Origin of the sequence: Achromobacter sp., from assembly GCF_032102605.1 — a bacterium.
In the GTDB taxonomy this organism is placed as follows: domain Bacteria; phylum Pseudomonadota; class Gammaproteobacteria; order Burkholderiales; family Burkholderiaceae_B; genus Achromobacter.
Genome location: NZ_DAMDGT010000002.1, coordinates 633408 through 646551, shown reverse-complemented (window position 1 = coordinate 646551; position 13144 = coordinate 633408). Strand labels below are relative to the sequence as shown.

Genomic DNA, 13144 nt, shown 5'->3' with positions numbered 1-13144 from the left:
CGCGCCAGGCAACGCGGGCTGCACGAATGCGTAAAGGTCTTGTCGGCGTCCTGATTTGGCTGGGCCTGGTGGCTGGCTGCGATGGTGAGCCGACATACTCCGGCGTCAGTTTCATCACGTACAACTACACGCCTTGGGAACTGCCGTCGGTGCGTCTCATCGATGCATCGGGCGCTGCCGCAGGCACTTCGGCCGTCCCGCCCGGTGGTGGCGAGGGCAGCGTGACGTGTTGCTACACGCTCAAGGGCACCGACTTCACCGTCAAGTGGCGCGCAGGAGACGTGGACGAAATGCGCAAGCATCTGTTCGACGGCAAGCTTGACGAAGTGGTGTTCAACAAAGAAGCCAAGTTGCACTTTCCCGCTACGGAAATTCCGGATGGCGAGGGGCCGGTGATCCTGGAACTGCATATCTACCCCGACGAACACATGGAACTGGCGTTGAGCCGAAGCCTGTTCGGGCAGGTAAGAATTCCGATCGTCGATACGACGCGCTGGTTGTATGAAGAACACCGCGATGCGTTGGGCGATTACCGGAACATCCACGAAGTCGGCAATGTGCTGGGCAAGGTCGCCAAGCAGGCGTGGACGCGTTATCGCATCGAGAACGCCGAGGACATGCGTGGCTACATGTATTTGTATTTCGTCGTCGCGTCGGATTTCGACAATGACGCGGGACTTGTTGCGTTGCTGAAGGATACGAGCAGAAAGCCTGGCGATTTTGGCCGTGCGGTATTCAAGTTGTCCGAGGACAGGCTCGCGCAAATCAAGGCGGCGGGAACGGCGCCCGGAGATAAGAATGTTTGACGAGGCCGTTCGGTCTGGTCCACGGCGAAAAGGGGCGGTGGCATGCGCAGTGCATAGGGAACCGTCGCGGCGACGCGGTGGAATGGTGCGGGGCAATTCGGGAGCAAGGAATGCGTAAGGGCTTGATCGGTGTACTGCTATGGCTGGGCCTGTTGGCGGGCTGCAATGGCGAACCCACCTACCAGGGCGTCAGCTTCATTACCTATAACTACACACCCTGGAATCTGGAGTCAGTGCAGCTGCGTGACGCATCAGGTAATAGTGCCGGTTCCGGCGCGATTCCCGCTGGCGGAGGAGAGGGGCGAGTCGCCTGCTGCTACACGTTGAAGGGAACGGACTTTACCGTGACGTGGAGCGGCGGCGACGCAGTGTTGATGCGCAAGCACATGTTCGACGGGAAGTACGAAGATGTGATCTTCAAGAAGGAAGCGGCGCTGCAGTTCCCCGCTACAAAAGTGCCCGAAGGAGAAGGATCGCTGATCCTGGAGTTGCACATCTATCCCGACGAACACATGGAGCTTGCGCTTAGCCGCAAACTGCTGGGGCAGGTGAGGATCCCTATCGTCGATACCATTCGGTGGCTGTATCAAAACCATCGCGACCAACTTGTTGGATACAAGAATGTCGACGAATTGGCCGACGTTCTTCCTAAAGTCGCCAAGCAGGGCTGGATGCAATACCGCATCGAAGACGCGGAAGATATGCGGGCGTACATGTTGCTCTATTTCACCGTGGCTTCGAATTTCGACAAGGATGCGCAGATGGCGGCCATCTTGAAAGACCCGAACCGAAAGCCTGGAGCCTTTGGTCGCGCTGTGGCGTCGCTGTCGAAAGAAAAGCTGACGCAGCTGAAGGCGTCTGGCACGCCGCCAGGAGACAAGAATGTCTGATACCGAACTGCCGGAACAGGATCGCACGCCTGCGTCCGTCTTGAAGGCTATGGCGCAGAACGAAGCCGCCTACCCCAAAGACTCTTGCACGGAATGCGGCCTTACCTTGCGCATGGGATTTTTCTTCGACGGATTCGGCCGCAATAAGGACCTGGACAAGGCGAATCCGACGTTCGTCTCGAACGTGAGCCGGCTATGGATGGCCCACTTCGCCCAGGACGATACGTCCCAGCCCAAAAAGCAACGTTGGTTCGCGTTCTATTACTCTGGGCTGGGCGTGGATCTGAACGAAAGCGCGAAGGCCGACGTTATCGCCAGCGCGCTGACGATCGCTGGCGGCAAGATGGCCGACAAGGCGGTTTCCAGCGCCGAGGATGCTGCCAAGAACATTACGCGCCTGGATGAAGTGCCCAACGTGGATGGGGTCGGGCGGCTGAAGAAAGCCACCCAGCAGTCGATCAAGGATGGCTCCTATCAACCCATGGTGAAGGCGTATAAGGACGTCATCAAGGACGTCAAGAGCCTACCGGACAAGACCGTCAGAATCTGGAATGCCCTGGATCCGGACCGGATAAAAAACCGGGCAAAGGCAACGGTTCGTGGGTTCTGGGCCGACTTCAAGAAGAATCCGCTGAAAGTCGCCTGGACCGCGACGAAGAACGCAGCCAAGGCCACAATCATGGAAGGCGTTCCGGTCGTGCGTGACAACGAATCCGTCGCCTACTTGATGGGAACGGGCGTCGACACGCGTCTGGAGGCGGCCAAGCGACAATTCGAGCAAGCCTATCAGGCGTCGAACGCCGGCACGGAGAAAGTCGTGCGGATCGAGATCTCCGTCTTTGGCGGGGATCGTGGCGGAGTGATCGCGAAGCAGTTCGTCAACGACATCGCAAAAAAGTACAAGCGCCGTCATGATCAGGATCTCGTCATCCTGGGCAAGTATGGTGCGCCGGATGCGGAGATACGCATTCGGTTTCTGGGGCTGTTCGACTCGGTCGCGTCGATCATGGACGAAAACACCTTTCTGGGTTTTCTTCCGTTCACGGACTTGCTTAAGCAGAGCTTCAAAGACCGAACGCTTACCGTACCCGCAGCGGTGGAAAAGGCGGTGCACTTCGCGGCGGCGCACGAACTGCGCCGCAATCAGCGAATGGATTCGCTGGAGAAGACGCGGGGGTTGCAGTATCTCTACCCGGGCTCCAGTGGTGACGTCGTCGGCGTCGCACCCATGGGCTCGCTGGGAACCAGAACGTCGCTGTCGCGTGTTCCGCTGCGCGAGATGATGAATCTGGCGATCTCGCACGGCGCGGCGATCCACAGCATGGAAAGGCTGCTGGTGGTGAATCCCCCCGTCTATCGCATGATGAGCCTGGCCAGCCCGATCGAAGACGAAGGCCAGAAGTATTACGTCCAGGACCTGGTCGCCGCTTACCGCGAACTCGTCAAGTACGAACCCGGCTGCGATTTCGCGCCGCACATGGAAATTTTCCTGCGCTGGCTGGCGGTGCGCTATCAGGATCCCGTATTCCGCGCAGGCATGTCGGACCCCGCTGAAGAATGGATCAAGGATCGGGATTTCTTCACCCCCGAACAGGAACTCATGCAAGAGCGGCGCCGGCTGTCCACGCTGTCGTCAGAGGAGCTTGCCAAGCCGGAGACCACGGCGCGTGCGCGCGAACTGGAAGCCCTGGCCAACGAGCGCCGCGAGCGCGCCAACGCCAGCCGGGGCGAAGCGCCGCCGCAGCGCTTCAAGCCGTTGTGGGAGCGTCTGGAAGCGGAGTACAAGAGCCTGGAAGAGGCCGAGCGCCAGGACATGGCGACGGAGCAGCGCCGCCAGGATCTGGAGCGCAACAACCCGCAGGTCCTGCGCGGCATGGAGCGTATGGAAGAGGACATGCGCAACCGACAGGACATGCGCGACGACATTATCAGGCGCGGCGGCGGCACTCCCGAAAAACGGGTGGATCCCCTGGCCGACATGAAGGCGGAACGCGCGATGCAGACGCGTCTGTTGGCTGCGTGGCGTGATGCCCGCGATGGCAAGACGCAATTGCCGCCCAAGGTCATGACCTTGTTCGACTGGCTGGTGCATGACGCCATGCTGAGCAGCTGGCCCGACCATCTGCTGGCCAGCACCACGATGTATTTCCGTGTGCGCGACAAGGATGTGTTCGGCAAGACCGACGCCAAGGCCGAGATGGACAAGCGGGCGCAAGACATGCGTAATGCGGAAAAAGTCGGGGCCCAGGCGGCGCGAGCCGAACAGAACATGAAGCAGTTGACGGCCGCGAGACCCTGAGCGGCGGCCGGAAATGGCTCACGTCTGTGCTGCTTCGACTTCGATCGTCACCGTGTTTGACTTCACGTCTTCGGCCTCGATATAGACCTCGTACGTGGCCGGGCTGGCGGGCAGGTGCAGGACGCCGGCCATGTCGGTGGTGAAGCGCGTTTCCACCGTCATGCCCGGGGGCAGCGCCATCTTTGGCGGGCGCGGGCCGCCCTCCCTGGGGTCCACCGACACATTGGGCAGCTTGGGACGCACGTAGTTGAACGCGATGCCGCGATAAACCTTGCCGGTGCGCGTATCCACCGCCACGAAGCGCGGCAGCTGCGGGTTGTCGACGACGGGCAGGATGCCGCGCGCGCAGACGGGAATCGTCAGCGTGTTGCCGTCGCGGATCTTCACGCGCGACGGCGCGGCGATGCGCATCTGCGCGTCGTAGCCTTGCAGCGGCGGCATGCAGGCGTGTTCCTTCTGCGAGTGCGCGGGCACCGAGGCGAAGGTGGCGGGTTCAATCCAGTCGGTAGTCATGATGGGCATGTCGGAATCGAATTTGGCTGCAAGTATCTTCAGTGGCTATGGGCGGCGTCAGAATGAGGTCCAGCCCTCGGAACAATCCACTTTGCGCACGGCCTTGCTGCAACTGGGGCAGAAGTGGATGTTGGCGCAGGTGATGCCGTACATCACGCATTGCCCGATTTCATCGCTGTACTGCCCATTCTGGTTGGGCAGGCCAAAGTAGCAGTGGCCACCCATGTTGTAGTAGAAGAACTGTGGCGGATCCAGCTTGGAGTCGTCGGCGGAGGAATCCTCGTTGCGCAGGCCGGGCCAGTCGGGGCCGCTGGGCACCATGCCCAGCAAGTGGCCCATTTCGTGGGCCAGCGTTTCCGTAAGATACGCCTGCGAGTTTGGCACGTAGGGGTCCAGCGTGGACACGAACAGCAGGTTGGTGCCCGTGATGGCCAAGCCAGCATAGCTGGCGGCCACGGTGTTGAACTGGATGTTGAGCACGCCGCGCAAGGGCGTGGACGAAATCTGGGTCAGGTCGACGGTTACCGAGAAGACGGCGCCGGAGCTTTCGCGGACGGGCGTCATCAGGTGTCGCGGGATGGGAATCGACCGTTCGGCGCCGGAGGCGTCGGTATAAATATAGCGGGCATGGACGAGCCAGTCGTCGCTGTCGTCGAACTCGTACCAGAGACTGGCAAGGGTCCGGTCGTCGTTGACGATGGGCACGTTCATGACGCGTCCGCCAGGGCCTGCCGGCACGGGCAGGCGCATGTCGCCGCTGGTGCCGGGCGCGGCCAGCCGGTCGACGTGGCAAACCACCAGGGTGTAGGGCTCGCGCTGCTTGCCGGGGGAACTGGCGTACACGCGGCGCACGGCGTCCATGATGGCTTGCTGGGCGTCGACGTTGTCGGCCGCGTCGACCGCCGAGCGGCCGCGGAATTGCAGACGCGGCAGCTGGATCATGTCGATGCCGTGCAGCGCGAACTCGGCCGTGACCGGGGTCACGTCAGCCAGATGGCCCGCCGGACGCGTGCTCATGCACATGACTTCCTGGATGTACAGGCGGCGCGCTGTCTCGACGCGTTCCGTCTTGATCAGCTGGCCGCGTTCGTCGCGCACTTCGAACAGGTAGACGTTGCGGCCGGCGGCGGGCAGGTCGATGTCGTCGACGATGCGGGTGCCGTCTGCGTTCGTGACATAGCTGCGCGGGTTGGCGTGGGGCTCCTGGTAGCTGGGGCGACGGCCGCGTTCGCGGCTGGAGTAGGCGATGTTGCCGGGGTCGGCCTTGACGGTGATGGTGAAGCGGTGCGCGCCGGGGCGATTGAATTCCACGTGGATGCGCGGGCGGCGGGTTTGCCGCTCGGTGGTGGTCAACGCGTTGCCGTCGTTCCAGCGTTCGTCCACGCGCTCCAGGTTCACGTATTGCAGTCGCGCGCCGTCCTGGCGGCCGCGATAGGTGGAAACGCCGGGAACCCCGCTGCCCGGCTCTCCAGTCGTGGGCGTGTCGCCGGGCAGGTTGGTGCCTTGCGTGCGCGCCACGGGGCCCAGGCCGATGGTGTCCAGCACGTCGCGGGCGATCTGCGGCAGCGGCGAATCCGCGACGCCGGGAATCTTCATCAGCACCTCGGCCACCTTGGGCAGCGTCTCGGTGGCCAGCGTGGGCGATTGCAGGATGGCGCCGATCACGCCAGGCACCGACGAAGACGACAGCCCCGGCATGCTGAGGATGGCGCCGGCGACGGCAGGGATGTTGCCTTGATTGACGTCGGGCAGCGTGAACAGGGTGTCGACGGCGGATCCCAGAGCGGCGGCGCGGTCACCGGCGACGTTGAGCGCCTGCGTCATGACGGGCACGATGGCCGCGCCGACGTTGGCGCTGACGCCGCTGGACAGGGCGGTGGATGCGCCGGTCATGGCCGTCGACGCGGCGCTGGCCTGCTGCGCGAAGGTGGCGAGCCCGCCACCGGCGGCCACGGCGGCTATGCCCGATGCGCCGGAACTGCTGGCGGCGGTGGTAGCGCCTGCTGCGCCGGCGGTCGCGCCCGCTGCCGTGGCTGCGCCGCCTGCGGCGGAAAGGTCGGTGGCGCTCGTGGCCGGCACGCTGTCGGACATCCCGGCTGCGCGTGCGGTCGTGCTGCCGAGCACGGTGTCAGGGCTGCCAGCGGGCGATACGGCGGTGGGAGTGGCTGTGGCGGTCGGGACGGACGGGGGCGCCGAGGCGCCTGGCGCCACGGACGGGGCGGCGGCCGGGGACGCGCCAGTGGGCGCGGCGCTGGTGCCGGCGTTTGCGCTCGCATCTGCCTGGGATGTGGCGCGAGTGTCTGCGCTGGCGGTGGGGGTGGCGCCGGAATTGGCGCCGGTGTTGGCACCGGCAGTGGCGCCAGCAGTGGCATTGGAGCCTGCGCCAGCGCTTGCACTTTCTCCGGCGCGGGGGCTTGCTCCCGCATCCGCAGCGGTCCCGGCAGGTCCGGAGCTAGCGGCTCCCGCGCCTGTGCCTGTTGCTGCATTCGAGCCTGCGTTCGCGCCGACACCCACCACGCCTGCGGAGCTAGCGCCCTGGGCCGAACCCACACTGGCGCCAGCGCCCGGCGCTGCCGCGGCGCCGGCTCCGGCGCCCGACCCGGCGATGCCAACCCCCGCCCCTGGCTGCATGCCGGGCACGCCGGGGCCTTGCGGCAGTCCTACCGCGCCGGAACCCGGAACGAATCCCGGGGTTTGCGCGTTTACTCCCGCCAGTGAGGGGGCGGTGTCGAGCGCGCCGTCGGATGCCGGCATCGCGGGCGCGCCCTGCATCACGGCGTCAGACGCGGAGATCGACGGCGCACCGTTCAAGACCGCATCCGACCCGGGCATCGCGGGCGCACCGCTCGACACCGGGTCGGATCCAAAGATTGAAGGACTTCCTGGCAGCACGGCGTCCTGTCCCGCCGCCGACGCCGCACCGGGCATCGCACCAGACATTTCCAGTGCGGAAGACGGGTCGCCCGGCATGGCGCTCGACGCCGAGAGGGACGGTGCGCTCTGCGTCAACGTGCCGGATGCGGACATCGCAGCGGCAGCCTCGCCTGGTGGCGAGGCGGTGGCGGGTGCCGAAAAGCCGCCACTGAAGGCGCCGCTTGTGGATATCCCGGGCGCGGCCGCGCCGGATTGCGCGGCGATGGACGGCAAGTCCGACGCCGTGGGCAAGCCGCCGTTCGTCGAAGATGCGGCGGAAACCCGTTGTGCGGCATCGCTGGCCGCCGACGCCGTGGCGCTGAGCAGGCTGCCCGCGCCCGCGGCCAGCGACGCAATCAATGCCGCATTCGGCAGCGCGGTCGGGCGTGCCGTGGTGTCGTCATTGCCCGATTCGACATGCGCGTTGCCAGCCTTCGAATCTTGGGGCGGGAGCGCTGGGCCGGCGGCGTTGTCAGAGGCCCGTGTGCCGGCGGACGGCAAGGAGGTCGCGGTGGAATGACCAGAGCGGCTTGCGGCGAACAATCCCAGCGCGGCTTGCGCGGTCTCTGTCGATCCGGACTGCGGAGGGTGCTCGGCATTGGCAGGCGCTGCATCGGCATGCGTCGTCGCGTCGCCGGTCGCGAGACTTGCAACGGAGGCAACAGCGACGGGCGCAACGCTGTGCGGGTCATCGGCGCGGCGGCTGCCGTCGCCGACGTGGGCCCGCGAGGCGTCGGCCGCCGCCATCGCGCCGGCCAATGTGGCCAGCATGCCAGGGGGCGACCCAGAGGTGCTTGTGCGGTCCGCGACCAGCGACGAAATATCGGCGGGGCGGCCTCCAAGGGAAGGCGAGGTCTGGATGCCAGAAGCTGAGACTTCCGGCGCGGCGGAGCGGGCCGTGGGGGAAGAAGACACGGACAGCGTGCCGCTCACGGAATCCGTCGCAGCCATGGCGGCGTCGGATGCGGCCGGATGAGAATTCATGGCGACCGCTGCCGCCGATTCGCCGCTTGGCTTAGGCTCCGAGACGCGCTGCGCCTGGAGCGCGTCGTCCACGGAAGCGATGGGGGCCGACGCTTGCGCGGCAGGCGCGGTGGCACCGGACGACAAAGCGCCCGCGCTGCCTTGCGCCAAGGCTCTCATGGCGGCGCTGCTGCCGCCAGCGATGTTGGCGGCGAGACCTGCGCCCGCATACGTGCCTGCGGCACTGGCAGACAAGCCCGCCGCGTTGCCGGCGCCGGTTGCCGCTGCGGCAAGGCTCGAGCCGCTGCTTGCGCCAGTTGCATGGGCGAGTACATCAGGCTCAGCGTTCACAGCTGCTTCTGCGGCGATCTGGTCCACGCCGCCCATTGCGCCGGGTGCTCTGGAAGCGAGACCGGCGCCAGCGCTTGCACCGGAGGCGTCGGCGATGGGACCCGCGCCGATGGACGCGCCAGTCGTGTCGGCGAAGATATCCGCGGCAGCGTTTGCGCCTGTTGCGCCGCCGGCGAGGTCTGAGCCGGCTGGGGCGGACACTGCGCCAGGCGCGAGACCTGCGCCAGCGCTTGCACCGGCTGCGCCAGCGCCGAGACCCGCGACAGCAGACGCGCCCCTCGTTTCAGAGTAGATCCCCGTGGCAGTACTCGCGCCTGTTGCGCCGCTGGCGAGTCCTGCGCCAGCCGTTGCGTCCAGGGCTCCGGAGCCAAGGCCGGCCGTTGTGGTTATGTCCGCGGCGCCGGCGGACAGGCTCGCGCCTTCTGCGCCAGCGGTCAGGCCTTCGACCGCGCCGGCGCCTGCCGTGCTGGCTGTCAGACCTGCGACAGTGCCTGCACTCGCCGTGCTGGCCGCCGCCGGCGTGGTGTTGGCGGCAATACCGGCTGTTGCTCCCGAAGAAGAGAGTGGGGCTGCGGTTGGGGGCGTGGCGGGGCTGCTGAAGGCGTTGCCGGCCACGGCGCCCGAGGCCGGCGTGCCGGCGGCCGATGTCGCGGCGGCTTGCGTCGGCGTTGCGCTGCCGGACGTTGCAGGCGTTGTAGCGGACGCGGCGCCGGCCGAAGCCGTCGCAGTCGCAGTCGGCGCGGCCGTCCCGGGCGCCGATTCCGACGTAGACGTAGCAGTCGCGTCCGCCGTCATGGTCGTGTTGGTGGTGGCTGGCGCGCCCGCGCTGGGTTGCGACGCGTTTGCGGCCGCCGCATTGCCTTGCTCGCCGTCAGCGCCGGTCCCGGCCGCTTCTGGCGGCGATGCCGGCGATGCCGGCGAGGCTTGCGCGACCGTTGCCGGGGCGTCTGCGCCGCCCGCTGCACCGGCAGCGGTGCCTGTGCCTGAAGCGGCCCCAGAATTGTCGACAGTGCCGGCCGCTCCCGTCGCGCCTGCACCCGTCCCAACGCTATCGGCGGCACCGGCACCGGCGGCGGCGGTCGCGCCGCCACTTGCGCCGCCACTTGCGCCGTCAGCGCCAGCGCCCAATCCAGATCCCGCGCCCACACCGGCATCCACGCCGGGATTCCCGCCTCCCATCCCCGCCAACTCCGCCGCGCCGCTGATCATCTTGGACGCGCCTTCGGGCGCGACGGAAGCCAGCATGTCGGTCGCGGCGGGCAGGGCGGACATCGGGTTCTTGACGAGCTCAGCCGCCTTGGAAACTGCGCCCGCGGCGGAAGCGGCGCCGTCCAGCAAGCCGCCTGCGCCCGGCGCTACCGAACCCAGCAGACCCTTGGCCGCCGGAAGCGCCGACATGGGGTTTGCGACCATTGCCTGCGCTTGCGACACCAGGCCCATGGTGTTCTTTGCCGTGTTCAGCAGGCCGCCGACCGCAGGATTGGCGCCGCCCAGCAGTCCGGGGGCGGCCGACAGGGCGCTCATCGGATTCTTCGCCATGCTGGCCAGCGTGTTTGCCTGGCCGGCCAGTTGCGACAGTTTGCCGGCCGCGCCGGCGGCGGTCTTGCCCAACTCGCTCAAGCCGCTCGGCACCACATCGCCCAACCCGCCCAGGCCCGTGGCCGCGCCCGCCGCGCCCGTCGCGCCCGCCGCGCCCGTCGCGCCGCCAAAGCCAGCCATCAGGCTTGTCCCCGCCTTCTTGGCGGCGGTGGCGAAGACGCCGTCCTTGTGCACCAGCTCCGCGCTCACGATGAGCGGATCATCAACGGTGGTGCTGGGCAAGGCGGGCAGGCTGGCGGCGTCGCTGCTGGGTCCGACGAAGTTGTGCGTGGCGCCCTTGACCGAAAACAGGCCGGGTCCCTTGAACACGATATCCGCGCCATCGAGCGTGACGCTGCCGCCCGCCGCTTGCAGCGTGACGCGCTGGTTGCCCAGGATCTCGATGCCTTCGGCCGACGAGGTGACGGTGATGTCCTGCCCAGCCAGCGCCTCCAGAATGTCGGTGTGCGCATGCAGGGACACGGGCGCCTGCGCCGAGATCGCGCGGATCGGACCTTGCTGCGCGAATATGCTTGCGGAGCGGGCCGAGACGGCGGCGTACGTCTGGGTGGCGGCCACGTGCGCGTCGGATTGCGCGGTGGCATGCAGGTGTTCGCCAGCATGCAGCACGGCGCTGGCCGGCGTGGCCAGGTTCAGCGAATTCGGCGCGTCGACCAGCAGGTGCGGGCCGTTGATGCGTTCAACGCTGGCGTCGGCAGTGCGTTGGCCGTTGATGGCCTTGCCTGCATTCTGGCCGTTGACCTGGGGCGCGTAGCGCCCGTCCTGCTCCGGATCCAGGGCTTTGAGCAGTTCGTCGTAGCCTTCTGCCGCCGCCAGGGGCCGCGCCTGATGCTGGCTCGCGCTGGCGTTCAGCCGGCGCGAGGCGTCCTGCGCGCCGCGCAGCAGCAGCAACGCCTCTTGTGCATCGGCCTGCGTCGACTTGGCTTGTTCACGCGCCGTGGCCGATATCAGCATGCCCTGGCCCGAGCGCACCACGGCCCAGGCGTCCGAGCGCAGTTCGAAACCCGTGCCTCGCCATTGGCCTCGGTTGGCGTCGTCCAGGTCCTGTTCCACCAGATGGCCCAGGCCCAGTTGCGTGGCCGCGGTGGAGCTGGCCAGGCGGGTGCGCAGCTTGCCCTTGGTGTCGTCAAAGACCCACTGATTGCGGCCGGCGCCGTCCAGCCCCTGGCTATGCCAGCCGCTCAGCACGCCCGCGTGATTGGCGTCGCCGTTCTCTCCGGCGGACCACGGTGGAAGATCCGCGTCGTTGTATAGCTGGCCGGCCACCACCGGCTGGTCGATGTCGCCATCGATGAATTCCACGATGACTTCGGTGCCGCCGCGCGGCAGATGATGGGCGCCCCAGTTGGGCCCCGCCTGTGCGCTGGCCACGCGCAGCCAGGTGCCGGACCGATCGTCGCCCGGCGCGTTGCCGCTGGCGTCGCCATGGGTGCGATGCGGCAGGCCGCCCGTCAGCGGCTTTTCGCCACGCTGCCACGGAAACTGCACCTTCACCCGCAGGTCACGGTCGGACGTGATAGGCGCATCGTTGGCGCTGACCACCACGGCGACCAGTCCTTCGGGCGCGGTGGGACGGGCGCGCCAGGCCGGCGTCAGCGCCGCCGCCTCGGGCTGCGCGCCGAATCGGTTGCGATAGGTGCCGCGCTCCATGTCCGGCGTGTTCAGGACCTGCGCGGCCTGGCCGCCCAGATTGTTGGTGGCCTCGTGCATCACGTCGACCAGTACGTATCGATTGCCGGCGAGCTCGTCGATGGCCTGTCCGCCGCCGCCTTGCGCGTAGCGGTCATGCTGGCTCAACGCGAAGAGCCGGCCGGGAGCCAGCGAGCGGGCGGTGCCTGCGCCTTCGAACCGCACCAGCCGCGACTCGTGCGCGCGCAGCGAACGCGCCACGCTCTGTTCGGCGGCGTCGTCATCCGCATAGCGGCCGTGGCCCGCGTAGTCGTAGTCTTCCAGCATGGGCAGCGCCTCGACGCGGACCTGCGATTGGGACTGGGCGGCATGTGCGGTCAACGAGCGTTCGTTCCAGGCCGCGCGCGCCACGCTGCTCGGGCGCACGGATTGCGCGGCGGCAAAGCGCGTGATGCTGTCGCTGGTTTCCGTGGCGTCGCTGCGATGAAAGCGCAGCGGCGACGACGGATCTTCCGGGCGCGCTGCGTCGGCATCGAAGATCACGACGCGATGCCGCGCGCCGCCTCCTGCGCCTTGGCCCTCGTCCTGCTGGTGTTCGAAGCGGTAGCACAGGCCGGCTTCCGCCAGGATGCGCTGCACGAACTCCAGATCGGACTCCCGATACTGCGTGCAGACGGGACGGGGCTTTGGCGCGTCGGTCAGCTCGAAGGCGAACGCAGCCTGGGGATAATCCGAAAACACCTCGCTGACGATGTCCTGCACCGACAGGTCCTGATAGACGAAGCTGTCGCGGCGCAATGCCAGCGCAGCCATCCACGGCGCGGCGTGCAGGCGGTAGCGGGCCAGCCCGCCGTCGGCCCCCAGCGCGTCCACCCCCTCGACCACGGCGTGCCAGTGCCGCATCGACCCGTCGGCCTGCAGCAGGCTGACGGTGATCTCCTTGCCCAGCAAGGCCGCCACGCCCAGCTCGGCGCTGGCGGCCAGGCAATCCAGCGTCAGCGAGAACAGGCGCGAAACGCCTTCGCGCAGCCGCATGTGCTCGACCACCAGCTCAGCGTCCAGCGCGGTGGTCAGGCGCAGCAGGCGCGCTTGCTGCGACAGGGTGGCGATGTTCAGTGTGGAGTAGGCCGGGGCGTTAGAAGGCAAGGCGTTCATAGGGCTGGGCGGTGTTCGATCGGCGG

5 protein-coding genes are annotated in these 13144 nt (G+C 67.2%); 3 read left to right on the top strand and 2 right to left on the bottom strand.

What is annotated here, in order from left to right; genetic code table 11:
• Positions 1-26 precede the first annotated feature (26 nt).
• The 3 genes from RT614_RS07695 to RT614_RS07685 all read left to right on the top strand — a co-directional run bounded on the left by RT614_RS07695 (position 27) and on the right by RT614_RS07685 (position 3995).
• On the top strand, positions 27-806 hold the full coding sequence (locus RT614_RS07695; RefSeq protein ID WP_313621480.1) for a hypothetical protein: 780 nt from the start codon (positions 27-29) through the stop codon (positions 804-806).
• 110 nt (positions 807-916) lie between these two features.
• Positions 917-1696 (top strand): hypothetical protein, encoded by a 780-nt coding sequence (locus tag RT614_RS07690; protein WP_313621478.1) that lies wholly within the window; start codon positions 917-919, stop codon positions 1694-1696.
• A 343-nt stretch (positions 1697-2039) separates the two neighbouring features.
• Positions 2040-3995 (top strand): phospholipase effector Tle1 domain-containing protein, encoded by a 1956-nt coding sequence (locus tag RT614_RS07685; RefSeq protein ID WP_313621476.1) that lies wholly within the window; start codon positions 2040-2042, stop codon positions 3993-3995.
• Positions 3996-4013: 18 nt separating this feature from the next.
• Here RT614_RS07685 and RT614_RS07680 read toward each other — a convergent pair whose 3' ends face one another.
• Together RT614_RS07680 and tssI are read right to left on the bottom strand one after the other, a co-directional pair.
• The gene (locus RT614_RS07680) at positions 4014-4517 is read right to left on the bottom strand and encodes a hypothetical protein (RefSeq protein ID WP_313621475.1); all 504 of its coding nucleotides are present in this window, start codon (positions 4515-4517) and stop codon (positions 4014-4016) included.
• Positions 4518-4565: 48 nt separating this feature from the next.
• The gene (tssI, locus tag RT614_RS07675; protein ID WP_313621473.1) at positions 4566-13109 is read right to left on the bottom strand and encodes a type VI secretion system tip protein TssI/VgrG; all 8544 of its coding nucleotides are present in this window, start codon (positions 13107-13109) and stop codon (positions 4566-4568) included.
• Positions 13110-13144: the final 35 nt, after the last annotated feature.